The 24,406-nt window shown below is 72.0% G+C and carries 20 protein-coding genes; 13 read left to right on the forward strand and 7 right to left on the reverse strand.

The window, feature by feature from the left end:
- The first annotated feature begins 22 nt into the window (after nt 1–22).
- From DP107_RS12485 to DP107_RS12500, 4 genes are all read left to right on the forward strand, one after another.
- Nucleotides 23–1,111, forward strand: coding sequence for an ATP-NAD kinase family protein (locus DP107_RS12485; protein WP_144262485.1), 1,089 nt, complete (start codon nt 23–25; stop codon nt 1,109–1,111).
- 68 nt (nt 1,112–1,179) lie between these two features.
- Nucleotides 1,180–2,331 carry a histidinol-phosphate transaminase gene (gene hisC, locus DP107_RS12490; RefSeq protein ID WP_144262486.1) on the forward strand — a complete coding sequence of 384 codons (1,152 nt, stop codon included), beginning with the start codon at nt 1,180–1,182 and terminating at the stop codon, nt 2,329–2,331.
- Entirely contained in the window at nt 2,331–2,984 is a 654-nt protein-coding gene (locus DP107_RS12495; RefSeq protein WP_144262487.1) for an adenylate kinase family protein, read from the forward strand. The genes hisC and DP107_RS12495 overlap by 1 nt, the downstream gene beginning before the upstream one ends.
- A complete protein-coding gene (locus DP107_RS12500; RefSeq protein WP_144262488.1) occupies nt 2,981–3,604 on the forward strand; it encodes a CDP-alcohol phosphatidyltransferase family protein in 624 nt (207 codons plus the stop codon). Before DP107_RS12495 ends, DP107_RS12500 begins: the two co-directional genes overlap by 4 nt.
- A gap of 115 nt (nt 3,605–3,719) precedes the next feature.
- Here DP107_RS12500 and DP107_RS12505 read toward each other — a convergent pair whose 3' ends face one another.
- Complete coding sequence (locus tag DP107_RS12505; RefSeq protein ID WP_144262489.1) at nt 3,720–4,886, reverse strand: hypothetical protein; 1,167 nt, start codon at nt 4,884–4,886, stop codon at nt 3,720–3,722.
- A 419-nt stretch (nt 4,887–5,305) separates the two neighbouring features.
- Here DP107_RS12505 and DP107_RS12510 point away from each other — a divergent pair, with 419 nt between their 5' ends.
- Together DP107_RS12510 and DP107_RS12515 are read left to right on the forward strand one after the other, a co-directional pair.
- Nucleotides 5,306–6,856 carry an acyl-CoA carboxylase subunit beta gene (locus DP107_RS12510; protein ID WP_144262490.1) on the forward strand — a complete coding sequence of 517 codons (1,551 nt, stop codon included), beginning with the start codon at nt 5,306–5,308 and terminating at the stop codon, nt 6,854–6,856.
- A gap of 132 nt (nt 6,857–6,988) precedes the next feature.
- Entirely contained in the window at nt 6,989–8,851 is a 1,863-nt protein-coding gene (locus DP107_RS12515) for an acetyl-CoA carboxylase biotin carboxylase subunit (RefSeq protein WP_144262491.1), read from the forward strand.
- A gap of 121 nt (nt 8,852–8,972) precedes the next feature.
- On the opposite strand, the gene DP107_RS12520 is transcribed toward DP107_RS12515, so the two are convergent.
- The 4 genes from DP107_RS12520 to DP107_RS12535 form a co-directional block, all read right to left on the reverse strand.
- Entirely contained in the window at nt 8,973–10,184 is a 1,212-nt protein-coding gene (locus tag DP107_RS12520) for a 5-(carboxyamino)imidazole ribonucleotide synthase (protein ID WP_144262492.1), read from the reverse strand.
- An 82-nt stretch (nt 10,185–10,266) separates the two neighbouring features.
- On the reverse strand, nt 10,267–12,408 hold the full coding sequence (locus DP107_RS12525) for a flippase activity-associated protein Agl23 (protein ID WP_144262493.1): 2,142 nt from the start codon (nt 12,406–12,408) through the stop codon (nt 10,267–10,269).
- A gap of 244 nt (nt 12,409–12,652) precedes the next feature.
- Complete coding sequence (locus DP107_RS12530) at nt 12,653–12,886, reverse strand: hypothetical protein (protein WP_144262494.1); 234 nt, start codon at nt 12,884–12,886, stop codon at nt 12,653–12,655.
- Nucleotides 12,887–12,963: 77 nt separating this feature from the next.
- The gene (locus DP107_RS12535; protein WP_144262495.1) at nt 12,964–14,376 is read right to left on the reverse strand and encodes an adenylosuccinate synthase; all 1,413 of its coding nucleotides are present in this window, start codon (nt 14,374–14,376) and stop codon (nt 12,964–12,966) included.
- 191 nt (nt 14,377–14,567) lie between these two features.
- On the opposite strand from DP107_RS12535, the gene DP107_RS12540 reads away from it, so the two are divergent.
- Entirely contained in the window at nt 14,568–14,873 is a 306-nt protein-coding gene (locus DP107_RS12540) for a hypothetical protein (protein WP_144262496.1), read from the forward strand.
- A gap of 30 nt (nt 14,874–14,903) precedes the next feature.
- Here the strand turns inward: DP107_RS12540 and DP107_RS12545 are convergent, their stop codons facing one another.
- Nucleotides 14,904–16,898 carry a DUF7527 domain-containing protein gene (locus DP107_RS12545; protein WP_144262497.1) on the reverse strand — a complete coding sequence of 665 codons (1,995 nt, stop codon included), beginning with the start codon at nt 16,896–16,898 and terminating at the stop codon, nt 14,904–14,906.
- 177 nt (nt 16,899–17,075) lie between these two features.
- Between DP107_RS12545 and DP107_RS12550 the strand changes: the two genes are divergently transcribed.
- The 5 genes from DP107_RS12550 to menD all read left to right on the forward strand — a co-directional run bounded on the left by DP107_RS12550 (nt 17,076) and on the right by menD (nt 23,769).
- On the forward strand, nt 17,076–19,037 hold the full coding sequence (locus DP107_RS12550; protein WP_144262498.1) for a 3-hydroxyacyl-CoA dehydrogenase/enoyl-CoA hydratase family protein: 1,962 nt from the start codon (nt 17,076–17,078) through the stop codon (nt 19,035–19,037).
- Nucleotide 19,038: 1 nt separating this feature from the next.
- Nucleotides 19,039–19,671, forward strand: a complete 633-nt coding sequence (locus DP107_RS12555) for a PaaI family thioesterase (RefSeq protein ID WP_238330877.1) — start codon at nt 19,039–19,041, stop codon at nt 19,669–19,671.
- Nucleotides 19,664–20,131, forward strand: a complete 468-nt coding sequence (locus DP107_RS12560) for a MaoC/PaaZ C-terminal domain-containing protein (RefSeq protein WP_144262499.1) — start codon at nt 19,664–19,666, stop codon at nt 20,129–20,131. Before DP107_RS12555 ends, DP107_RS12560 begins: the two co-directional genes overlap by 8 nt.
- Nucleotides 20,132–20,337: 206 nt before the next feature.
- Nucleotides 20,338–21,786, forward strand: a complete 1,449-nt coding sequence (locus tag DP107_RS12565) for an isochorismate synthase (RefSeq protein ID WP_144262500.1) — start codon at nt 20,338–20,340, stop codon at nt 21,784–21,786.
- A gap of 123 nt (nt 21,787–21,909) precedes the next feature.
- Nucleotides 21,910–23,769 (forward strand): 2-succinyl-5-enolpyruvyl-6-hydroxy-3-cyclohexene-1-carboxylic-acid synthase, encoded by a 1,860-nt coding sequence (gene menD, locus DP107_RS12570; RefSeq protein ID WP_144262501.1) that lies wholly within the window; start codon nt 21,910–21,912, stop codon nt 23,767–23,769.
- 36 nt (nt 23,770–23,805) lie between these two features.
- Here the strand turns inward: menD and DP107_RS12575 are convergent, their stop codons facing one another.
- Nucleotides 23,806–24,015 carry a hypothetical protein gene (locus DP107_RS12575; RefSeq protein ID WP_144262502.1) on the reverse strand — a complete coding sequence of 70 codons (210 nt, stop codon included), beginning with the start codon at nt 24,013–24,015 and terminating at the stop codon, nt 23,806–23,808.
- Between the two features lie 26 nt (nt 24,016–24,041).
- Between DP107_RS12575 and DP107_RS12580 the strand changes: the two genes are divergently transcribed.
- The gene (locus DP107_RS12580; RefSeq protein ID WP_144262503.1) at nt 24,042–24,401 is read left to right on the forward strand and encodes an alpha/beta fold hydrolase; all 360 of its coding nucleotides are present in this window, start codon (nt 24,042–24,044) and stop codon (nt 24,399–24,401) included.
- The last annotated feature ends 5 nt before the right edge of the window (nt 24,402–24,406 follow it).

The following is a 24,406-nucleotide window of genomic DNA, read 5'->3' on the forward strand; positions in this document are numbered from 1 at the left end:
GGCGGAGGGAAAACCGATGGATATGACGCGCCGGGTCGGGGTCGTGGTCAACCCCATCGCAGGCATGGGCGGCCGGGTCGGGCTGAAGGGCACCGACAACAAGGTCGAGGAGGCCCGCCGCCGCGGTGCCGAACCCCGGGCCCCGGAGCGAGCGACCGAAGCGCTGGAACACCTCCGTCGACAGGGAGCCGACGTCGAACTCGTCGTCTGGGGCGGGCGGATGGGCGAGACCCCCGCCGTGTCGGCCGGGTTCGACCCCGGGACGCTGACGGTCCCCGGGGACCCCACCGCCCCCGACGGGACGGGGGCCGACGACACCCGCGCCGCGGTCCGGGCGTTCGTCGCCCGCGACGTCGACCTGATACTGTTCGTCGGGGGCGACGGGACGGCGGTCGACGTCGCCGAGACGCTGGACGACCTCGAGGAGGACACGCCGATGCTCGGCGTCCCCGCGGGGGTGAAGGTGTACTCGTCCGTGTTCGCGGTGACCCCGCGGGCGGCCGGGCGACTGGCGGCCACCTTCGACCGCCTGGAGACCCGCGAGGTCAACGACATCGACGAGGACGCCTACCGGGGCGGCGACGTGCGGACGGACCTGAAGGCGCTCGCCCGCGTGCCGGTCGGCGAGGAGCTGCAGTCCTCGAAGCAGATCGGCGGCGGCTCCATCGAGGCGCTGGCGCAGGCGGTCGCCGCCGAGATACGCACCGACGCGGACACCAGCTACGTCCTGGGTCCGGGGTCGACCGTGGACGCCGTGAAGACGGAACTGGGCTTCGACGGCTCCCCGCTCGGGGTCGACGTCTGGCGCGACGGCGAGGTGCTGGCCCGCGACGCCGGCGAGTCCGACATCCTCGCCCACCTCGGCGACGAGAACGTCATCGTCGTCTCGCCCATCGGCGGCCAGGGGTTCGTCTTCGGGCGCGGCAACCCGCAGATCTCCCCGCCGGTCATCCGTCAGTGCGAGGTGCGGGTGGTCGCCTCCTCCCGGAAGCTGGAGGAGACGGGCGTCCTCCGGGTCGACACCGGCGACACCGACCTCGACGACGAGCTCCGGGGCTGGCAGCGCGTCCGCGTCGGCAAGTTCGAGCGGCGGCTGATGGAGGTCACGTAGGGGGCGCGGCGGGTCGGCCGCGGTAGCGAAAGCTCAGTCTTAAGAGCGACCGCGCGCTCGCTTGGACCATGCAACCGCGGGACCTGTCGGCGCTCACACCGTACGAGGCCGGCCGTGGCATCGAGGAGGTCGCCCGCGAGGTGGGGATGGACCCGGCGGACCTCGTCAAGCTCTCGTCGAACGAGAACCCGCACGGCCCCTCGCCGAAGGCGGTCGAGGCGATGCGCGAACACGCCGACGGCGTCCACCACTACCCCAAGGCCGCCCACGCCGACCTGCAGGAGGCGCTGGCCGAGCGCTGGGACCTCTCGCCGGAGCAGGTGTGGCTGGGCAACGGCGGCGACGGCGCGCTGGACTACCTCGCGCGGGCGATGCTCGACCCGGACGACGCCATCCTCGTCCCCGACCCCGGGTTCGCCTACTACGCGATGTCGGCGCGCTACCACCACGGTCGCGTCGAGACCTACCCGCTCTACAGGTCCGAGGACTTCGAACAGCGGCCCGAGCACGTCCTCGACGCCTACGACGGGGAGCGGGTCGTCTACCTCATCAGCCCGCATTCCCCGACCGGCCGGGAGATCGACCGCGACGCCATCCTCGAGGTGGCCGACGGCGTCGACGACGACACGGTCGTCCTCGTCGACGAGGCGTACGGGGTCTACTCCGAGGCCCCGTCGAAGGCCGACCTCGTGCGCGAGCGCGAGGACGTGGCGGTCCTCCGGACGTTCTCGAAGTCACACGGGCTGGCGGGGGTTCGGCTGGGCTATCTGCTCACCCCTGCGGCCTGGGCCGACGCCTACGCCCGCATCAACACGCCGTTCGCGGTCAACGAACTGGCCCTGCGGGCCGGGCTGGCGGCGCTGGAGGACCACGAGCACGTCGAGCGGACGGTCGAGTCCGCGGCCTGGGCTCGGGAGTTCATCGACGAGACCCTGACCGCCCGGACCTGGCCCAGCCAGGGCAACTACGTCCTCGCGGCGGTCGGCGACGCCGAGGCGGTGTTCGAGGCCGCGAAGGAGCGCGGCGTCATCGTCCGCGATGCGACGAGCTTCGGCCTGCCCGAGTGCATCCGCATCACCTGCGGCACGAGACGCGAGACCACCCGCGCGGTGGAGGTGCTCAACGAGGTGCTCGCGATGCGGGACCCGTACGCCGGGACCGGCACGCCCGGCCCGGCGGGGGGCGGCGGGGCCGGCGACACCGACGAGGGTGGTGGCTGATGCGAGTCGCCGTCACCGGGACGCCCGGCACCGGGAAGACCACGGCGACGGCGCTGCTGGCCGAGCGCGAGGGGTTCGACCACCAGGTCGTCCACCTGAACGACCTCGTCCGCGAGTACGATCTGGTCGAGTCGACCGACGCGGAACGGGACAGTCTCGTGGTCGACCTCGATGCGGTCCGTGCGCATCTCGCGACCGCGTACGACGACGACGCCGACCTGCTGGTCGAGTCACACCTCGCCCACCTGCTGCCGACGGACCGCGTCGTCGTGCTCCGGGCGCACCCGGTGACGGTCCGCGAGCGGCTGGTCGACCGCGGCGAGTCCGAGGCCTCGGCCACCGAGAACGCCGCGTCGGCGGAACCGCCGCCCGCCCTCGCTCGCAAGGCCCGCGAGAACGCCGAGAGCGAGGCGCTCGACGTCATCCTCTCGGCGGCCGTCGACCGGCACGGCGCCGACGCTGTCCACGAGGTGGACACGACGGACCGTGACCCGACGGCCGTGGCCGACGCCATCGCCGCCGTCGTGGCCGGCGAGCGGGACCCGGCGGTCGGCGTCGTGGAGTTCAGTGACTACCTCGTCGGCGAGGGCGCACCGGGGTTCGCGCCGATGGAGTCGGGTCCCGACGCCGATGGCGGGGGTGACGGCGGGTGACCCTCGACCAGTACCGCTCGACCGCCAAGCGCGTCGTCGACCCGTTCGTGTCGCTGTCGGTCCGGTTGGGGCTCACCCCGAACGGCGTGAGCGTCGCCGCCGTCGTGCTGGCGGGCGCGGCCGGGCTCGCGTTCGCGCTCGCGGCCACGACCCGACTCCTGTACCTGGTCGGCGCCGTGCTCGTCCTCGGTAACGGGATGCTCGACCTGCTCGACGGGGAACTGGCCCGCGAACTCGGCACGGACTCGGACGCGGGCGACCTGCTGGACCACGTCCTCGACCGGTACGCCGACGTCCTGCTGCTGGTGGGCCTCGCGGCGGGGACCGGCCAGTACGCGCTCGGCCTCGGCGCCGTCACCGGCGTCCTGATGACCTCCTACCTCGGGACGCAGGCCCAGGCGGTCGGGCTCGACCGCGTCTACGGCGGCCTCGTCGGCCGCGCGGACCGGCTCGCCGTCATCGGGGTCGGCGCCGCGGCCGCCGCGTTCCTCCCCACGACCGTCGCCGCGGGCCCGCTGGGACGGCTGGGGCTGGTCGGCGGTCTGCTGGCCTTCTTCACCGTCATCGGCCATCTCACCGCGCTCCAGCGGTTCTACTACGCGTACCGTGAACTGACGTAGTTCGCAGGCAACGGGGCGAGTTCAGTTCGAGGACGGCCGTTTGACGCGATACGTACGTGTTTATGCCGATATCGAACTAGTTGCCACCGAACAGGGCCACCACCTGACCGCCCGCTCACCGGTAGAGCCGGAGCTGCCGCCCGAACTCCGCGACCGCGGCGGCCCGCAGTGCCCTGTCGTCGCGGTCGGCGACGGCGCCCGCGAGGTCGTCGGGCGTCTCCAGCGCCCCGATGGTCTCGAACGGGTCGGCCTCGGTGTCGTCGCCCGCCGTGGCGCGGACGAGCGCGGCCGTCGGCATCGGGAGATCGGCCGCCGCCAGTCCCGACCGCAGGGCCGACACGTCGGCCTCGACCGCCGCGTCCCGTCCGTAGCCAGCAGCCTCGCGCAGCGCCTCGCCCGCGACCACGAGCGCGGCGGCGTCGCTCCACGTCGGAGTCCCACTGTCGGCGTCGGGGAGGGCGGCATCGGCGAGGCTGACGCCCCGCCAGAGGTCGCGGCCGGTCACCGCGAGGAACGCCGCACGGACGCGGTGGGTCGCGGCCCGGTCGTCGACCCCGGCGAGTTCGACCAGCACCCGACGCCCGCCGTCGGGGAGCTCCGTGGCGCGGTCCAGCGCGGCGGCGTAGTCCTCGCGGGCGGCCGCCACGTCGCCGAGCCGGCGGTTGGCGTTCCCGCGGTTGGAGTAGGCCCGAGCGGCGTCGGTCCGCTCGATGGCACGGGTGAAGTCGTCGCGGGCGGCCTCGTCTGCCCCCGCCTCCGCGTACGCGTTCCCGCGGACGAGGAACGGCTGCCCCTCGCCGCGCTCGGCGGCGCGTTCCAGGTCCGTGGTGGAGGCCTCGCGGTCGCCCAGGCGGGCACGCGCCAGCCCCCGATTGAAGTAGGCCCGACCGGAGGGGGCGCGCTCGATGGCCGCGGTGTAGTCCGCGATGGCGTCCTCGATGGCGGCACGGGTCGTCCCGGCATCCGGCGCGGGACGTGGATCCCCGGCGTCGCCGCCGACGCGTTCCAGACGGGCGTTCCCGCGGTCGAGGAGCGCGCCGGCGGCCAGCTCGTCGTCGCCGGCCGCCGTCGCCAGTTCGAGGGCGCGGTCGAAACGCTCGCGTGCCGTCCCGTACTCGTCGCCGGCGAGCGCGCGCCGGCCGGCCTCCCGGTACTCGACGGCCGTCTCGGGCTCCGACCTCTCGGGTCCGTCCGTCCCGGCGTCGACGGGCGTTCCGTCGGGGCCAAGCCGGTAGGTCTCGGGGTCGGCACCGTTCCTCCTGTTCCCGCCCTCGTCGTCCATACCCTCAGGTTGTCGGAGCGTGGTGAGAAGAGGGTTCCGGCGCCGACCGCCCGAACCCGACTACCACCTCCGCGTCGGCGGCCCACCCGTCACACGGGGGTCGGCCGCGTCCAGCGCGGCCCCGTCGCCCGTGGCCCGCCTGATGCGGTCCAGCGCGTCCCCCATATCGGTGATGGGGAAGCGTATACTCGGGGGCCGCGGGAGGAACGGCCGTGGCCAGTGATGCATCGGTGCGCATCGCACTCCCCGCGACGGACCCGATCCGGGTGGGCGGGACGGCGACCGGCTCGTGGTTGGTTACCCGGTTCCCCCCGCCGGCCCGGTCTACGACGGGTCTGGTGGTGTCCCGGAACGCATTTGCCCCGGCCGTTCGTCCGGCCGGCCATGATTCGCGCACCGGCGCTCGTTGGGTGGTCATCGTGGTAGACGAGGAGGACCTGGAGGACCTGCGCGACCGCAAGCGGGCGGCCGAACTCGGCGGCGGCGAGGAGCGCATCGAGAAGCAACACGAGAAGGGGAAGATGACGGCCCGCGAGCGGGTCGACTACTTCCTCGACGACGGCTCCTTCCGGGAGGTCGACACGCTGCGCGAGCACCGCTCGACCAACTTCGACATGGCCGACGAGAAATACCCCGGCGACGGGGTCGTCGTCGGTTTCGGCACGGTCGAGGGCCGGCAGGTCGCCGTCTTCGCCCACGACTTCACCGTCTTCGGCGGCTCGCTGGGCGAGGTGTTCGCCCAGAAGGTCTGCAAGGTGATGGACACGGCGATGGACACCGGCGTCCCGGTCATCGGGCTGAACGACTCCGCCGGCGCCCGCATCCAGGAGGGGATCGACTCGCTGGCCGGCTACGCCGACATCTTCCACCGCAACCAGCAGGCCAGCGGCGTCATCCCGCAGATATCGGCCATCATGGGGCCCTGCGCTGGCGGCGCGGTCTACTCGCCCGCCATCACGGACTTCGTCCTGATGGTCGAGGACACCAGCCACATGTTCATCACCGGTCCCGACGTCATCGAGACGGTGACCGGTGAGGAGGTCACCTTCGACGAGCTCGGGGGGGCAGGCGTCCACTCCTCGGAGTCCGGCGTGGCCCACTTCACCCGCGCGGACGAGGAGGCCGCGCTCGATGACCTCCGCTACCTCCTCTCCTATCTCCCGCAGAACAACATGGAGGACCCGCCCCGCGTGGGGCCGTGGGACGACCCCGACCGCGCGGACGAGGCACTGAACGACGTCGTCCCCTCGGCCCCCCAGAAGCCGTACGACATGCACGACGTCATCGACAGGGTCGTCGACGAGGACTCCTTCTTCGAGGTGGCCGACCGGTACGCCCGGAACGTCCTCACGGGCTTCGCCCGCCTCGACGGGCGCTCGGTCGGCATCGTCGCGAACCAGCCCCGGGTCAACGCCGGGACGCTCGACATCGACGCCTCGCTGAAGGGGGCGCGCTTCGTCCGCTTCTGCGACGCGTTCAACATCCCCATCTGCACCTTCGTCGACGTGCCCGGGTTCATGCCCGGCAAGGACCAGGAGCACGGCGGCATCATCAAGCACGGCGCCAAACTGCTGTACGCCTTTAGCGAGGCGACGGTCCCGCTGCTGACGGTCATCACGCGGAAGGCCTACGGCGGCGCCTACGACGTGATGGCCTCGAAGCATATCGGCGCGGACGTCAACTACGCCTGGCCGACCGCCGAGATCGCCGTCATGGGGCCCCAGGGCGCGGTGAACGTGCTCTACCGGAAGGAGCTCGCCGAGGCCGAGGACGCGGAGGCCCGGCGCCAGGAGCTCATCGACGACTACCGCGAGACGTTCGCCAACCCGTACAAGGCCGCCGAGCGCGGCTTCGTCGACGACGTCATCGAGCCGCCCGAGACCCGCCCCCGGCTCATCCAGGACCTGGAGATGCTGTCGCGCAAGCGCGTGGACACGCCGGACCGCAAACACGGCAACATCCCGCTCTGAACGCGGTCGGCGCCCCTCCGGCGGCTCCGGTCCCGCTCCGGAAACGCAACGACCGTTGAGAAACGTACAACGCGTTGTAGCGTGCCGAAACCGATACACTAACGGGAGAGGCACCGGCAGGGTCCGCTACTAATGTTCGACAAGGTTCTCGTCGCCAACCGGGGCGAGATCGCGGTTCGCGTGATGCGGGCCTGTGAGGACCTCGGAGTCGGGACCGTCGCCGTCTACAGCGAGGCGGACAAGCACGCCGGCCACGTCCGGTTCGCCGACGAGGCGTACAACGTCGGCCCCGCGCGGGCCGCGGAGTCGTACCTCGACCAGGAGGCCATCGTCGAGGCCGCGAAGAAGGCCGACGCCGACGCCATCCACCCGGGATACGGCTTCCTCGCGGAGAACGCGTCGTTCGCCGAGCGCGTCGAGAACACGGCGGGTGTCACCTGGGTCGGCCCGTCGGCCGACTCGATGCGCCAGCTCGGCGAGAAGACCCAGGCCCGGAAGACGATGCGGGAGGCCGACGTCCCCATCGTCCCGGGGACGACCGACCCCGTCGAGGACCCGAGCGAGGTCGAGGAGTTCGGGGAGGAGTACGGCTACCCCATCGCCATCAAGGCCGAGGGCGGCGGCGGCGGCCGCGGGATGAAGGTCGTCCGCGGCCCCGACGAGGCCGAGGAGAAGCTCGAGACGGCCCAGCGCGAGGGCGAGGCCTACTTCGACAACGACAACGTCTACATGGAGCGGTATCTGGAGAGCTCCCGCCACATCGAGGTGCAGATACTCGCGGACCACCACGGTAACGTCCGCCACATCGGCGAGCGGGACTGTTCGCTGCAGCGCCGCTACCAGAAGGTCATCGAGGAGGGGCCCTCGCCGGCGCTGACCGACGAACTGCGCGCGGAGATCACCGAGGCCGCCCGCCGCGGCGCCGACGAGGCCGGCTACTACAACGCCGGCACCTTCGAGTTCCTCGTGGAGGAGGCTCCCGACCGCGACGGGCCCGACGAACTGCTCGGCGCGGACACGGAGTTCTACTTCCTGGAGGTCAACACCCGCATCCAGGTCGAGCACTGCGTCTCCGAGGAGCTGACCGACGTCGACATCGTGAAGTGGCAGCTCCGGGTCGCGGCCGACGAGCCGATCACCTTCGACCAGGACGACGTGGAGCTGGAGGGCCACGCCATCGAGTACCGCATCAACGCGGAGAACGCGGCCGACGACTTCGCGCCCGCGACGGGCGGGGAGCTGGAGACCTACGACACGCCCGGCGGCATCGGCGTCCGCCTGGACGACGCCTCCCGGCAGGGTGACGACCTCGTGACCGACTACGACTCGATGATCGCGAAGCTCATCGTCCACGGGTCGGACCGCGAGGAGTGCATCGCCCGCTCCAAGCGCGCGCTCGCGGAGTACCGCATTGAGGGCATCCCCACCATCATCCCGTTCCACCGGCTGATGCTGGAGGACGAGACGTTCCTGAACGGGGAGCACACGACGAAGTACCTCGACGAGGGGATCGACCGCTCCCGGTTCGCGGAGGCCCAGGAGACGTACGGCACCGGTGACGCCACGAGCGGCGACGGCGACGAGGAGACCGTCGAGCGGGAGTTCACGGTCGAGGTCAACGGCAAGCGGTTCCAGGTCAACCTGGAGGAGAGCGCCGACGCGCTCGCCGCGGCCGGTGCCGCCGGGCGCGGTGGCGGCGGCGGTCGCCCGTCGGGTGGCGGCGGTGGCGGTGGCGGCGGTGGCGGTGGCGGTTCCGGCGGCGGTCAGCAGGTCACCGCCGAGGGCGAGACGATCAACGCGGAGATGCAGGGAACCGTCCTCGAGGTCAACGTCGGCGAGGACGACGAGGTCGAATCCGGCGACGTGGTCGTCGTGCTGGAGGCGATGAAGATGGAGAACGACATCGTCGCCGAGTTCGGCGGCGCGGTCAAGCAGGTCCCCGTCGAGGAGGGGCAGTCCGTCGACCAGGGCGACGTGCTGGTCGTGCTGGACTGACGACGGCCGCTCCGGCGGCGTTCCATTCCCGAACCCCGGCCCGTCCATCGAACATGTTCGGGATTTAGCGGAGCAGAAACGCGATCAACGGAGATGTGGGCCGTATCCGACGGATATACGGCTACTCCGCGGAGCCCCCTGGCCGGAACGTCGTGGCGTCGCGTAGCTCCCTGACCCGCGTCAACAGGTCATCAACCCGGTCCCCGGGGTCGCCCGGGAGCGTGACGTGGCCGAGCTTCCGGAGCGGTCGGGCCTCGCGCTTGCAGTACCAGTGCAGCGCCGCGCCGTCCGCCTCCAGCACCGCATCGACGCCGCGGAGTTCGGCGGGACGGGTCTCGTCGACATCGCCGAGCAGGTTGGCGGTCACGGTCGGCGCGCGTCGGTCCGTCGCGCCGAGCGGCCAGCCCAGCACCGCCCGGACGTGGTTCTCGAACTGCGAGGTGAGACAGCCCTCGATGGTCCAGTGGCCGGAGTTGTGCGGGCGCGGGGCGATCTCGTTGACGAGGATGGCCTCCCCGCCGTGGTGGTCCGGATCGACCTGGAACAGCTCGATGCCGAAGGCGCCGCGGCCGTCCATCGCGTCCAGCACCTCGTCGGCGACCTCCCGGGCCCGGGCGCGGACCCCCTCGCTGGCACGCGCGGGCGAGACGCTCTCCCGGAGGATCTCCTCGCGGTGGATGGTCTCCGTGACGGGGAAGCTGTCGCGTTCCCCGGCGCCGCGCAGGCCCATCACGGCCAGTTCGCGCTCGAAGTCCAGCAGTTCCTCGGCCATCGCCGGGCCCGCCACCGCGTCGAGCGCCGCCTCGGCCTCATCGGGCCCCGCGACGGGGAGGTTCCCGCGGCCGTCGTACCCCCCCTGGCGGGCCTTCAACATGAGCGGCCAGCCGAGCTCGTCGCCGGCCGCCAGCAGGTCGTCGGCGGTGTCGACGCGCCGATACGCCGGGACCGGGATGCCCCGCCCCGCGAGGGCCTCCTTCTGGACGAGTTTGTCCTGGATGGTGCGCAGGGTCTCCGGCGCCGGATGGACCGGGGTGCCGGTCTCCTCGCTGACCCGGTCCAGCGTGTCGGGGTCGGCCAACTCGATCTCGAAGGTGAGGACGTCGGCCCGCTCCCCGAGTTCGCGGAGCGTCCCGTAGTCGTCGAAGTCGCCGACCACCTGGTCGCGGACGACCGAGCGGGCCGGGCAGTCCGGCGTCGGGTCCGAGACGACCAGTTCGACGCCGAGCGGCCCCGCGGCCTCGCCGAGCATCCTGCCCAGCTGCCCGCCGCCGACGACGCCGAGCGTCGGCCCCGGCGCCGCGAGCGTCCCGTCGAATCCGTCCGAGTCCTGCATACGCGAGGATGCACGGGCACCAGACCTACCGCTTTCGCTTCAGCGCGGGCGCGGGCCGTGCAGGCCCAACAGCAGGAGCGGGTCAGCCGCCGGCCGCCGGGGCAGTATCGAGCGCGCGGAGCCGTGCCCGGCCGGTGTGACGACGGTCCCGGGGGGTGACGCCCGAGTCGACGGCGGCCCCGGTGGCACCGACCGGAGCGAGGTCGGCCCGCGGCGCGGTGCGGTCGATGTAGACCACCGTGGGGATGGCGTCCCGGCGGATGGACGTCACGCGCTTCTCGTGGCTCCCGCCGAGCCGCTCGTCGAGTTCGTCCTGATGGGATGCCCGGGCGATGACGACCGGGGGGACCGACTCCCGGGCGTCCAGGTCGGCCGTCGAGTTCGTGCAGGCGACCTGCATGTCCGCCTTCTCCGTGTACCACGGCAGGGAGAGCGCTTTGAACCACTTCACGCAGGCCGGGGTCCGGACGGCCGAGCTGTCGCCGTCGACGTAGTAGGAGCCGTGGAACAGCACGTCGTCGCCCTCGTTGGCGGGGGCGATGGTGTTCATCTCCTCGATGACGGGCCGCCAGTCGCCGGCGGGCTGGGCGTACTGGACCAGCGCGTCCGATCCCTCCTCGGGCTCGGTGTAGACACCGTCGACCCCCTGGACGCCGGCGAAGCCGGCCGTCAGGGTGAGGAGCGTCAGCACCAGCACGACGCTGAGCCCGTCGTCCTCGCGGTAGGCCTGGACTCCCCAGCGGAACAGCAGCGCCAGGCCGACTGCCGCCGGAATCGCCAGCGGGACCAGCGCGTTGACCGTGATCCAGGAGCCGTAGATGTCGGTCCCGAGTGGGTAGCCGACCACGGAGGCAAAGCCCCAGAAGCCCGCGAACATCACCAGCCCGCGGGCCCGGCCGCTCGCGTACCGCTCGGCGACGAAGCCGACGACCGACAGTATCGTAAGCGGCGCGGCGTACAGCGCCAGCGACTCGGCGAACCGACCCAGATAGCAGAGGTAGCCGCCGACGAGGTCCTCCTTGTTGCAGCCGGGGTCGGTCGAGCCGCCGAACCAGTACTCCAGCCCGGTCCGGATGCTGGCCGACGTCGAGTCGACGAGCGCCGGGAGCTTCGTGGGGTCACCCAGCGCGGCGTAGAGACCAACGCCGTCCGGGGCGGCCGCGCCCCGCGGCGCGTAGAAGAACAGCGTCACGGCGCCCAGGACACCCAGCGCGAGGAGCGCGTGGCCGAGGTAGTAGCCCGCGTTCAGGACCAGCCGCTCCAGCATCGCCTCCAGCCGGGCGAACCCGTTGGAGCCGGGTGCCGACAGCAGCCGGTCGGTCACCAGCGCGCCGGCACCCAGCCAGCAGAGGACGTAGACGACGGCGTTCTCCTTGGCGGCGAACGCGAGCGCGACGAAGAACACTGCCACGTGGACGTACACCGCGGGTCGGCGGGTCGTCCGGAGGTCGAACAGGTCCGTCAGCCGCGTGCTCGTCACGTCGGGTGTCGCCGCGCCGGCCGCTGCACCGCCGTCCGTCGCCACGGCGCCGGACGCCTCTGGGGCCCGTCCCGGGGCCGTGTACGCGTCGTACGCCCGGACGAGGAACCCGAAGGCGACGAAGGAGAACCCCGCGACGAGGATCGTCGAGCGGGAGAACCGCGAGTAGTACAGCAGTAGTGGGTCGAAGCTCAGGAACAGCGCGAGCGCCACGAGCTCCGTCCGACGGAGGTGCTCCCGGAACAGCAGCGCCGTCGCCGGGAGGAGCCCCCCGACCACCGCGGGGACGAGCCGGGTCGCGAAGTCCGTCGTCCCCAGCAGGCTGAACAGCCAGGTGTTGAGATGCTGGATGAACGGCCCGTGGATGATGTAGCGGTAGCGGAACGAGCCGGTGCGCATGAACTCCAGGGTCCACCAGGCGACCCGGCCCTCGTCGAAATGCTGGACGCGGTCGCCCAGCAGCAGGAGGCGCGCGACCAGCGCGAGGACCGTCACGCCGACCACCAGCCGAAGGGTCCGTTCCGGCCCGGTACCGAGGTAGTCGGCCAGCACGGGTCCTCTCGGGGGCCGACCGTCGGAGGGGTCGGTCGTATCCGCCGAGCCATCCGGGGCCGGCGGCCCCGTCGCGCCGTTCGACGGTTCGTCATCGGCATGAGCGTCCGCCGCGTCCGGGGGGTCGTCGCCCGGCGGGGAGGGGTCGCCGTCGCCAGGGGTCGAGGCGTCGTCGTCAGGGGCGGCACCCATCGCTACGGACTGTTGGTGGCATCCTTAGAATCCTTCTGGTTGCGCGTGCTCCTCGTCGCCGGATGCCGAGCCACCGGCACCGGCCGATCCGGGTGATACTATCGGAAAAACGCGTCCTGGTCGGTATAGATGGCGACCGAGAGTCGAGAGCTGGCGTTCAGGGCTGACAGGACTCGCCCCACTCTCTACGGTCGAACGTGCCGTCGGTGGCCGTCACTCGACCCGCCGCGGTCGTGAACGGTTCTCAGCCCGAGGGGGACGCGGCCGTCGGTGTGGAGGCCGAGGCGGTGGAGTCGGCCCCGCCGCCCCGGTCGAGCGGTTCGGTCACGATGTCGCTCTTCCGGTGTGTCGCCTCCAGGTGGGTGCACAGGTCCGACCGGGTCGCGGTAGCCGCCTCGCACGGCGGCCCCCTATGCTCGGTCGTCCCGTCGTCGTCACTGTCGGACGTGGTATCACGGGCTTCCGGAGGTATACGCATCGACGACTCGTGGCGCGGTCGGATTCGATATCGGCGCAGCCGCGGACGGGCCCCGGGGGATGCGGGCGGCGGTCACCTCAGGCGTGGTCGAACGGGTCCTGGACGACGACGGTGTCCTCGCGGCCGGGGCCGACCCCGACGGCGTAGATGTCGGCGTCGAGTTCGGCCGCGATGTAGCCGAGATACTCCTGTGCGTGCTCCGGGATGGCGTCGTAGCCGGAGTCCGCGGCCGCGCTCCAGTCGATGTCGGGCCAGCCATCGAACTCGCGGTAGACCGGCTCGCAGTCGGCCCACCGCTCCGTGGTGCCCGGCACGGTCAGCAGCTCCTCACCGTCTATCTTGTACGCGTGGCCGACACGCACCGTGTCCAGCCCGGCGAGCGTGTCGACGTGGTTGATAGCGAGGCCGGTGAAGCCGCTCGCGATGGCGGCGTGGCGGAGCATCGGCATGTCCAGCCAGCCGACCCGTCGCGGTCGCCCGGTGACGGTGCCGTACTCCCCGCCGGCGTCACGGATGTCGGTCGCCAGCTCCTGCCCCCGCTCGGAGGTGTCGCCGCCCTCGGGCGCGGTCTGGCCCTCCACGTTGCCCAGTTCGGTCGGCAGCGGCCCGGTCCCGACACGCGAGATGTACGCCTTCACGATGCCGACGACCTCGCCGCGACCCACGACGGTCGGGCCGAGGCCCGTTCCGACGGCCGCGCCGCCGGCAGTCGGGTTCGAGGAGGTGACGTAGGGGTAGCTCCCGTGGTCGATGTCGATGCCGGTCCCCTGGGCGCCCTCCATCATCACCTGGTCGCCGGCCCCACGCCGGCGGTCCAGGAAGGCGCCGCAGTTGACGGTCATGTCCTCGTCGGCGAGCCGCTCGCCGAAGGTGCGGTATCGCTCGTACACCGCGTCGGTGTCGAACGCCTCGGCGGGCGACAGGTCGATGCCGAAGTCCGCCGCGTCGAGCGCGTCCGGGTCGAGGCCGTACACCTCCTCGACCAGCGCGCGCTTCTGTGGGACGGCGTACTCCAGGCGCTCCCGGAGCACCTCGGGCGCGAGCAGGTCGCCGACCCGGACGCCGCGCCGGCCGGCCTTGTCCTCGTATGTCGGCCCGATACCGCGGCCGGTCGTCCCGACGGCGATGTCGTCATCGCTCTTGACGTCCTCCTCCAGCCCGTCGAGGACCCGGTGGTAGGGGAGGATGACGTGCGCGCGCTCGGCGACGCGCACGTCGGGGTCGAGGCCGCGCTCGGCGAGCGTGTCCAGCTCGTCGAACAGCGTCGCGGGGTTGACCACGCAGCCGTTCCCGAGGACGCCGACCTTCCCGCGGACCGCGCCCGACGGGACCAGCGAGAGCTTGTACTCGGTCCCTTCGTGGACGACGGTGTGGCCGGCGTTGTCGCCGCCCTGGTACCGTACGACCACGTCCGCCGCCTCGCCGAACACGTCGACGATGCCGCCCTTCCCCTCGTCGCCGAACTGCGAGCCGACGATAGTGACAGTCATCCGGCGAGTGGTGCGGTGGGCGCGAACAAACCGGTTGCGATTCGCGGGCCGCCGCGCACGGCACGCCCCGGACAGGTCCAAAGGGTTAACCGGTAACGTGCGGTATCGACCTATCAGCGGCGGTAGCACAGTGCGACGGGCGCTGTTCGAGGGCAACTTTTAAACCATGGACTCACGAGTTAACACATGCCATGATAGATCGACTCGAGAAAGAAGTCGACATGCTCGAACGCCATCTCCAGGTTCTACGGATGGTCATCGAGAACGAGCCCATCGGCATCGTGAAGATGTCGAACGAGACCGGCTACCCACACCACAAGGTGCGCTACTCGCTCCGCGTGCTCGAGGAGGAGAACCTCATCGAGCCCTCCAGCCAGGGCGCCATCACCACCGAGGACACCGCCGACTTCGTCGACGATCTCGACGACAAGATCGACGAGATCGTCGAGAAGCTCGACGGGATGAAGATCGAGGACATCCCGGAGATCGAGGGCTGAGGACCTGCAACGGCCGATGAATCGGATGGCTCAGAGTCCCGGTACCGAGAGATAGAACGACTCCTCCCGGTCCTCGACGAGGCAGAGATGGTAGCCCCGGTCGCGGGACAGCTTCACGAAGCTCTCGCGTTTGTCCCGACTCAGCAGACTCCCGCCGGTCGCCTCCTCCGCGGTCGAGAGGGCCGCTGGTTCGAAGTAGGCTGCCGTCACGGCCATCGCCCCCGCCAGTGACGGCTGGGCCTGTGCCACCGCCGTCGCGTCGCGTACGAGGCTCGCCATCCGCTCGTCGTCGGCCGGCTCCCGGGCCTCGTCCAGCGTCGTGACCACCAGCGGGTCGCCCATGCGGTCGCGTGCGACGAGGTCGAACGTCCGCTCGTCGCCGCCGAACGCGACCGTCTCACCGAACGAGATGCGGTCGATATCGGGCAGCGCGGCATAGAGCCCGCTCAGCTTCCGCTGGCTCCCCGTCTCCCGGATTTCCAGTGGCAGGTCCGTCATCAGCCAGCGGACGAACCCGTACTCCTGGCTATCACGCAGGAAGGCGTCGAACGAGCGCCCCTCGACAGCGATGGCGTCCGCGTCGAACTCCGTGTGCCGCTCCAGCCGGAGGTTGCCGGCGATGGCCTCGCGGCTGGCCCCCTGGTCGAGCGCCTCCAGCGTCGGCTCGCTCTTCGACCCGTAGCGGACGAAGAGGCTGGTGCCCGAGAGCGCCTCCGCGCGCGAGAGCGACTGCTCGGGGGCGGCGTCGCCCGAGCCGAGGTCCCGGAGCCGTGCCTCCAGGTCCTCGACCCGGGCCGCGAGGTCGTCGCGCTCGTCGCGGGCGTCCTGCAGCGCCCGCTTCAGCCCGGTCGCTTCCGACTCCAGCTCGGCCACCTCGGCCTCCAGCTGTTCGACCTCCCGGTCCCGCGCCGCCAGTTCCCCGCGGAGCCGCTCGGCCTCGGCGGCAGTCGGGTCCGGTGCCTCCGCCTCGGTGTCCGGCTGCGCCCCCGACTCGGCCGCCCCGCTCTCGACGTTCCGTATCGCCGCGGTCACGTCCGAGTCGTCGGCCGCCGGCTCGGGGTCGGCGGCCCGGTCGCCCCCGGGGTCGGCCGTCCCGTCGCCGGGCTCCCCGACGTCGGTAACGGTCTCGGCGGTCGAAGCGACACCCTCCGCCTCCGCCGGGTCCGGCTCGCTCACATCCCCCTCGCCGCCCGACGGCTCGGCCCCGTCCGTCGCCGACCCGGCCGAGGTGATGTCGTCGCCGCCGCCGAGGTCGATCTCCGGGACCGCGGTCCCGATGTCGGACCCGTCGGTCGCGTCATCCGCGGCGGAACTCCCGTCACTCGTCACCTCCTCGTGCGTCGACCCGTCGCGTGGGGCCTCCTCGCCGTCGCCCGTAGTGGTGCCGCCCACAGTTCCGCCGGCGACACCGCCCGCGGCACCGGCGCCGACATCGGCGGCCGCGTCCCCGCTCGGCTCGCCGGGGATGTCGACGGTGTCCAGGTCGACGGCGGTGACCGTGTAGATACCCACCTCGTCACAGGCGCGCTCGAACGCCGCCTCGTCCTCCAGGAGACGCCGGGACTGACCGACGTAGGCGACGTGCTTGGCGCGGCCGCCGTGGTAGACGGAGAAGTAGTCCCCGGAGAGGACGTTCTCCGACAGCTCGACGTAGCCGGTGAACCCACCGGAGAGCCGGTCGTGGACCTCTGAGAGGGGCGTATCCTCGGAGTAGTAGCGGCCACGCTCCTCGCCGCCGACCCCCTGCATCGCGAACAGCAGCGGGAGCGCGGCGTGGGGCGCCTCGTAGGCCGTCCCCGACGCGCCCTCGAAGGCGTCGATGTCGGCGGGCGTCAGCCCGCTCTCGGTCCGGTCGTCGAGCGCGAAGACGCCGACAACGCGCCCGCGGAGCATGAACAGCGCGTGGTCGGCGGCCTCGACGGCGCCCGTGAACTCCCGGCCGGCGAGGTCGTGTAGCCCGTCGAACCCGCCGTCGTATGGGCGCCCGTCCCACTCACGCATCTCGGGGACCGCGCGGGTCGTCATGTCCGCCGCTGGGACCGGTCCGCCCAAAGTCCTTCCGGGCACCGCCGTCCCCGTGGGGTGGCTCGCGCCGACCGGCCACGCGGGGCATTTACGCTGGTCAGAAGGCGAGCAGAAACATCTAACACCTGTAATGCGTGCCGGTGGTATTAAGCCCGCTCGCCTGCCACCAATCCGCGCATGAGCTTAGAACTCGAGGACGTCGACCATGTCACCGTGCTCGGTGCGGGGAGCATGGGCCACGGCATCACGGAGGTCGTCGCGCTGGGCGGTTACGACGTGACGATGCGGGACATCGAGGAGGAGATCGTCGAGGACGGCTATCAGGACATCGAGTGGTCCCTGGAGAAGCTCTCCGAGAAGGGGCGCATCGACCAGGACCCCGAGGCGGTGCTCGGGCGCATCTCGACGGCCGTGGACCTCGAGAGCGCCGTTGCCGACACCGACCTCGTCATCGAGGCGGCGCCGGAGAAGCTCGACCTGAAGCGGGACATCTACGCCGACCTAGAGGAGTTCGCGCCCGACCACACGGTGTTCGCGTCGAACACCTCCTCGCTGCCCATCACGCAGATCGCCGAGGCGACCGACCGGCCAGAGCAGGTCGTCGGGACCCACTACTTCAACCCGCCGGTGAAGATGGATCTCGTCGAGGTCATCTACGGCGAGGGGACCAGCGACGAGACGGCCGAACTCGCCTACGAGTTCGTCGAGGACATCGACAAGACGCCGATCTACGTCCGGAAGGACGTCCGCGGGTTCGTCGTCAACACCGTCCTCGGGCCGTTCGGCGACGAGGCCGCGTGGATGGCCAGTGAGGGTGTCGCCACCGTCGAAGCGATCGACGCCGCGATGGTCCACCAGCGGGGCTACCCGATGGGGCCGTTCGAGCTGTCGGACATGACCGGCATCGACATCGGCTACGACGTGGCCAAGGAGGCCGGCCGCGAGGTGGCGCCCATCGTCGAGGAGAAGGTCGAGAACGAGCACCTCGGCCGGAAGACCGGCAAGGGGTACTACGACTACGAGGACGGCGACGGCACCACCTACGAGCCGGGCGACGGTGAGGGCGTCGACACGCTCCGTATCGAGGCCCGCATCGTCAACCGGGCGGCCTACCTCATCCGCGAGGACGTGGCCACGCCGGACGCCATCGACACCGGGATGCGGCTGGGGACGGGCTTCCCGGAGGGACCGTGTCGGCGCGCGGACAAGATCGGTCTCGACACCATCGTCGAGAAGCTCCGGGACCTCCACGAGGAGTACAGCGCCGAGCGGTACGAGCCGGACCCGTGGCTCGTCGAGAAGGTCGAAGCCGGCGAGACCGGCGAGGACGCCGGGAGCGGCTTCTACGACTACGGCGGCGAGGACGGCACGCGGGACTACACCACCATCGACCACGAGCTCCACGACAACGGCCTGCTCGAGATCGAGCTCGACCGGCCCTCGCGGATGAACGCGCTCAACGACGACCTGATGGAGGAGACCGTCCACCTGCTGGACAGCGTGGACGTCGACGAGGTCCGCGCGGTGACGTTCGAGGGTAACGGCGACCGCGCGTTCTCCGCGGGCGCGGACATCACGGGCTTCTCCGGCGTCGCGCCCCACGAGGTCGAGGTGACGGAGTTCTTCGAGACGGTCAACGACTTCCCGCGGCCGACGCTGGCGAAGATCGACGGGTTCTGTCTGGGCGGCGGGCACGAACTCGCGATGGCGTGTGACCTCCGCGTCGCCACGGAGGACTCGGAGTTCGGCTTCCCGGAGATCAACCTCGGTCTCATCCCGGGCGGCGGCGGCACCCAGCGCGCCATCCGGATGCTGCCCGAGGCGCGCGCCAAGGAGCTCGTCTTCCGCGGCAACCGGATCTCCGCCGAGCGCGCTCACAAGTGGGGCCTCATCAACTGCGCCGTCGATAGCGAGGAGTTCGAGGAGATCTGCCAGGAGTTCGTCGACGACCTGGTCAACGGCCCGCCCATCGCGCTCCGGAAGGCCAAGCAGGTCATGAACCGGGGCGCCGACGAGAACATGGCTGCCGGCCTGGAGATGGAGTCACAGGCGTTCGGCCTGCTCCTCACCACCGACGACATGGAGGAGGGCGCCATGGCGTTCATGGGCGACCGCGAGCCGGAGTTCGAGGGGAAGTAGCGTGACCGACAGGGAGGGCAGCGGCGCCGACGGTGACGGCGACGCGGCGTCGGCGACCCGCTCGCGGGACCTCGCCGGCGGCTCCGGCGCGGCCGACGACGGCGACGCGGGCGACCTGCCGGGCTCGGAGGCGCTGGAGCGGGAACTCCGGGACCACGGGCTGTTCGCGTGGCTCGACCTCGACATCGTGGCCGTGGAGCCCGGACGGGCGGTGTTCGACCTGCCGTTCGACGGGAAGTTCGCGAACCTCTCGTCGGGGACCGTCCACGGCGGCGTCACCGCGACGGTCATCGACACGGCCAGCGGCTTCGCCCTCCGGTCGACGTTCGACGACCCCGGGGCCGCGGCGCTGACGACGACCGACCTCAACGTGCGCTACGTCCGCCCCGCACGCGACGACCTGCGCGTCGAGGCCACGGTCGTCCGCGCGGGGGCGAGTATGGGCGTCACGGAGTGCGAGGTCACCACGCTGCACGAGGGTGAGGCGAGCGAAGCGGGCCGATCCTCGTCGGACGAGCAGGGCGAGTCCGACGGTGGCGAGCGCGAGGTCGTCGCGACGGGCGGCACGACGTATCGACTGTTCAGGGACGGCGGCGCGAACCGAACCACAGCCGAGGAGGACACCCATGAGTGATTCCGACGATGGCGAGGGGTACAGCATCTACGAGAACACGGTCGAGGGCGAGACGGACGTCACCGGCGGCCGGACCATCACGGAGGCCGACATCGCCAACTTCGCCGGCGTCAGCGGGGATTTCAACCACCTGCATATGGACGCCGAGGCGATGGAGGACTCGATGTTCGGCGAGCGCATCGCCCACGGGATGCTGGTCTTCTCGGCCGCGACGGGGCTGCTCTGGCAGAACCGGACCCCCGCCGAACGCGACGCCGTTGTGGCCTTCTACGGCGTCGACGACCTCCGCTTTCGCGGCCCGGTCTTCGCCGGCGACACCATCCACGTCGAGGCCGAGGTCGTCGAGAAGCGCGAGTCCGACAACCCGCAGGCGACGGGGACCATCAACTACGAGGTGGAGGTGGTGAAGCAGGACGGCTCGACCGCCATCTCCTGCTCGATGCTGTCGCTGGTGGAGTAACCCGGTTACGCCCCGAGCTCGGATCCTCCAGCCGGAGTCCCGGATATACCACCGATCTGTCGGGGGAACCCGGTTCCGCGGAGACTCGTATGCGAATCCGGCCGAGAACTCCCACCCGCGCAGAGGCCCCCGGCCCCACCGGGTTACGGTCCCCGCATCGTCCGAGAGGGCTAACCTCAAACCACTGGAACCCCTACCGGATGCCGATGGAACCACCGCGCGGCGAGTCGTCGGTTCGCGCCGGCCGGACGGGTGACGGCGAGGGCGGGTCCGGACTCGTCAGCCGCTCGGTCCGCGTGGAGGCGCCGCCGTTCCGGGCGGTCGTCGCGGCGGCCGATAGCCCGCGCGTGGTGTGGGCCGCGCCGGGCGAGGCGACGGTCGTGGGCGGCGGCGCGGCGGCGACGCTCACGGCGGCCGGGGCGGACCGGTTCACCGCCATCCGCGACGCCGCCGCCGACCTGTTCGCGAGCGGTGACGTCCACGCCGGGACGCTCGCGGCGCGGCCGCGCCTGTTCGGCGGCTTCGCCTACCACGACGAGCACGACGGGACGGCGCCCTGGACGGGCTACCCGGCGGCGGGCTTCCTGCTGCCCCGGGTGCAGGTCACCTACACCGGGACGGACCCGACCACGGGCGATCCGGATGCCGGTGGCGAGGCGTGGCTCACCGTGACCGCTGCGGGCCCAGACGCCGCGCCCGAGGCCGTGGAGGCGCGACTGCGCGACGCGCGCACGGCTCTGGAGTCACTGTCAGAGCCCGACCCGGTCGCGGCGCCGCCGGGGGTCGCCGACCGCCGGCGGACCACCGACCGCGACGCGTGGCACGACTCTGTCAACGCCGCGCTCACCCGCATCGAGGCCGGTGACCTCCGGAAGGTGGTGCTGGCGCAGGCGCTGGAGGCCGACCTGGAGCGGCCGCTCGACATCCCCGCCACGCTGACGCGACTGGCCGAGCGGTACCCGGACTGCTACCGCTTCCTGCTGGAACCTATCAGCCCGGATGGCGGCGACTCGACGCCCGACGGTGACGCGACGGTCGGCGGGCGCCCGAGTTTCTTCGGCGCGACGCCGGAGCGGCTGGTCGACCTGACCGGACGCACGGTGGAGACGGGGGCGCTCGCCGGCACGACGGGCCGGGGGGAGACCCCCGCGGAGGACGAGTGGCTCGCCCGCGAGCTGCTCCACGACGGGAAGAACGTCCACGAACACGAGATCGTCGCCGACGCCATCCGGGACCAGCTGGCCCCGTACGCCGCGTCCGTCGCGACCGGCGAGCGGGGGATCCGGCGGCTGGCGACGGTCCAGCACATCGAGACGCCCATCACGGCCGAGCTGGGCGCCGACCGTCACGTGCTCGATCTCGTGGAGGCGCTCCACCCCACCCCGGCGGTCGGCGGGCTCCCCCCGGGGCGCGCGCTGCGGACCATCCGCGACACGGAGCCGTTCGACCGCGGCTGGTACGCCGCGCCGGTCGGCTGGTTCGACGCCGCGGGCTACGGCTCGTTCGCGGTCGCCATCCGCTCGGCCGTCGCCAGCCCGGACGGTGACCGGGTGTCCCTGTTCGCCGGCGTCGGCCTCGTCACGGACTCGGACCCGGACCGCGAGTGGGACGAGGTCCAGCTCAAATACCGGCCCATCCTCGACGAGCTGGAGTGAGCGGCCGGCGCTCGCCCGCTCCCACGGGGGGCGCCGACGCTCGTCCGGAGGTTCTTAGCGGCGACCACTCCTACGGCGACCCATGGACCAGGCCATGCGCGACCGCCACCGGGGGCGACGACCGTGAGCGACGAGCCCCCCACCACGGACGCCCCCAACCGGAACACGCTGTGGGGCCGCGTCGTCGTGCAGGAGCTCGTCCGGAGCGGCGTCCGTGACGTCTGCCTCACGCCGGGGAGCCGCTGTACCCCGCTGACGAACGCGTTCGCCGAGCATCCCGCAGTGGAGACGTGGACCCACATCGACGAGCGGTCGGCGGCCTTCTTCGCGCTGGGGCGGGCGAAGGCCACCGGGCAGCCGACGCCGCTGGTCTGCACCTCCGGCACCGCGGTCGCCAACTACCACCCCGCGGTGGTGGAGGCGGCCAACGCCCGGGTGCCGATGCTCCTGTTGACGTCCGACCGCCCGCGGACCCTGCAGGACTCGGGCGCCAACCAGACCGTCGACCAGGAGAAGCTGTTCGGCGACGCCGTGCGTGCCTACCGCACGCTCCCGGAGCCGGCGGCCGAGGACCGCACGGTGCGGGCCCTCCGGACGGCGGTTTCGCGGGCGGTGGCGACGGCGACCCGCGAGGCCGGGCCACCGGGGCCGGTGCATCTGAACGTCCCGTTCGAGAAACCCCTGGAGCCGACGCCCGTCGCGGGCGACGTGCCGGCGGACTGGGCCGACCCGTCGCATGCGCTCGCGGCCACCGGGCGGGAGGACCGGCCCTACGTGGCGACCACGCCGGGCCGGCCGGAGCCCGCAGCGGCCGACCGGGCGCGCGTCGTCGAGGCCGTCGAGGCCGCCGAACGGGGGCTCATCGTCGCCGGCCCGGCCGATGCACCGACGCCCGACCGCGATGCCCTGCTGGGGCTGGCCCGCGCCTCGGGGTTCCCGGTGCTGTCGGACCCGCTCTCCGGGCTCCGCTTCGGCGACCACGTCGACGCGGACGGGGTTCTCGTCTGTGGCGGCTACGACTCGTTCCTCGACGCGCCGGCGTTCGCGCCGGGTGACGCGGACGTGGACGACCCACCGCTCCCGGATCTCGTCCTCCGGTTCGGCGCGTCCCCGACCTCGAAGACGCTCCGGGAGTACCTCCGGGACGCGACCCGAGCGGCGGGGACGCGCCAACTCGTGGTCGACCCGGCCGGGGGCTGGCGGGAGGCCTCGTTCGTCGCCTCGGACGCCGTGGTGGCGAACCCGACGCGGCTGGCGGCCGCGGTCTCGGGGCGCGTGGCGTCGCGGGCGGCGCCGGGCTGGCGCGAGCGGTTCGCCGCCGCCGAGCGACGCCACTGGGAGGCCGTCGCCGAGGCGCCGGCCGCGGACGAGCCCCCCTACGAGGGGCAGGTGCTCGCGACGGTCGCACGGCGGACGCCCGCGCCGGCGACGCTGTTCGTCTCGAACTCGATGCCGGTCCGTGACCTGGACCGCTTCGGGGAGCCGCGGGCGGCCGACCTCCGGGTGCTCGGCAACCGCGGCGCCTCGGGCATCGACGGCATCACGTCGTCGGCGCTCGGCGCGGGCGCGGCCGACGACGACCCGTTGGTGCTCGTGACGGGCGACCTCGCCTTCTACCACGATTCGAACGGACTCCTCGCGCTCCCGCGCAACGACCTCGACGCCACCGTCGTCGTGATCAACAACGACGGCGGCGGCATCTTCCACGTCCTCCCCATCGAGGCCCACCAGGCGTTCACGGAGTTCTTCCGGACGCCGCTGGGGCTGGACCTCTCGCATCTGGCCGCGATGTACGGCTACGGCTTCGGGCGCGTCCACGCGGCGGCCGACGGGCTGGACGCCTTCGCCGACCTGTTCGACGCCGCCGTCGACGCGCCCGGTGGCCACGTCGTCGAGGTCGTCATCGACGGCGAGGGCTCGCATCGGACCCGCGAGGCGCTGCACGAGCGCGTCCGCGGGGCCGTCGCTCGGGACCTGGGATGAGAAACGGCGTCGGTCGGGGGCGGGGGGCTCCCCTGCTCAGACGGTCTCGATGACGATGGCGTCGGACCCACAGAGCATGCAGCTCCCACCGTGGCGCCGGGCCACGACCTGCCGGCCGCAGTCGAGGCAGTGGAGCAACTGCCGGTTGCCCGCCTCGAGTTCGGCGATCATCTCGTCGGTCTGTGGCGGGATACAGTGGGTCGGGCCGTCACCGCTATCGACTCGTCCGCCGGCTCTATCGGGCACGTCAACGCTTGGTGCCGCGCGGATAAGTGTCTCCCGGGCCCGCGGCGAACGCCGGACTTATTCGTCTCGGCCGCACCCCCGTCCGTGCCCGAAGCGAGCGGCGCGGCCGGCTCGGCGGACTCGCGCTGGCGGGGGTCGCCGGCGCCGCGCTGGCGCGGAACACCTACCGTGAGGTCCCGGTCGAGGCCCTCGAACCTGCGTCCGCCGAGGGCGGGGACGACTACTGGACTCCCCCCTGGTTCGCCGAGCAGTTCGGCGATGCCGTCCCCGGCGCCGAGGCGGTCCGGTACGACGGGGTCGGCCACACGCCGATGGAGGAGGTGTCGGCGCCGACCGCCGCCGACATCCGTCGGTTCCTGGCCGAGCGGCGCGCGGGTGGACAGTGAGGGAT

The organism is Haloglomus irregulare (assembly GCF_007421925.1).
GTDB lineage: Archaea > Halobacteriota > Halobacteria > Halobacteriales > Haloarculaceae > Haloglomus > Haloglomus irregulare.

Excerpts from the sequence above, each read along its gene's own strand:
- DP107_RS12485 (WP_144262485.1), top strand. The coding sequence starts at position 23 with ATGACGCGCCGGGTCGGGGTCGTGGTCAACCCCATCGCAGGCATGGGC.
- hisC (WP_144262486.1), top strand. The coding sequence starts at position 1,180 with ATGCAACCGCGGGACCTGTCGGCGCTCACACCGTACGAGGCCGGCCGT.
- DP107_RS12495 (WP_144262487.1), top strand. The coding sequence starts at position 2,331 with ATGCGAGTCGCCGTCACCGGGACGCCCGGCACCGGGAAGACCACGGCG.
- DP107_RS12505 (WP_144262489.1), bottom strand. The coding sequence starts at position 4,886 with ATGGACGACGAGGGCGGGAACAGGAGGAACGGTGCCGACCCCGAGACC.
- DP107_RS12515 (WP_144262491.1), top strand. The coding sequence starts at position 6,989 with ATGTTCGACAAGGTTCTCGTCGCCAACCGGGGCGAGATCGCGGTTCGC.
- DP107_RS12520 (WP_144262492.1), bottom strand. The coding sequence starts at position 10,184 with ATGCAGGACTCGGACGGATTCGACGGGACGCTCGCGGCGCCGGGGCCG.
- DP107_RS12525 (WP_144262493.1), bottom strand. The coding sequence starts at position 12,408 with ATGGGTGCCGCCCCTGACGACGACGCCTCGACCCCTGGCGACGGCGAC.
- DP107_RS12530 (WP_144262494.1), bottom strand. The coding sequence starts at position 12,886 with ATGCGTATACCTCCGGAAGCCCGTGATACCACGTCCGACAGTGACGAC.
- DP107_RS12535 (WP_144262495.1), bottom strand. The coding sequence starts at position 14,376 with ATGACTGTCACTATCGTCGGCTCGCAGTTCGGCGACGAGGGGAAGGGC.
- DP107_RS12540 (WP_144262496.1), top strand. The coding sequence starts at position 14,568 with ATGATAGATCGACTCGAGAAAGAAGTCGACATGCTCGAACGCCATCTC.
- DP107_RS12545 (WP_144262497.1), bottom strand. The coding sequence starts at position 16,898 with ATGACGACCCGCGCGGTCCCCGAGATGCGTGAGTGGGACGGGCGCCCA.
- DP107_RS12550 (WP_144262498.1), top strand. The coding sequence starts at position 17,076 with ATGAGCTTAGAACTCGAGGACGTCGACCATGTCACCGTGCTCGGTGCG.
- DP107_RS12560 (WP_144262499.1), top strand. The coding sequence starts at position 19,664 with ATGAGTGATTCCGACGATGGCGAGGGGTACAGCATCTACGAGAACACG.
- DP107_RS12565 (WP_144262500.1), top strand. The coding sequence starts at position 20,338 with ATGGAACCACCGCGCGGCGAGTCGTCGGTTCGCGCCGGCCGGACGGGT.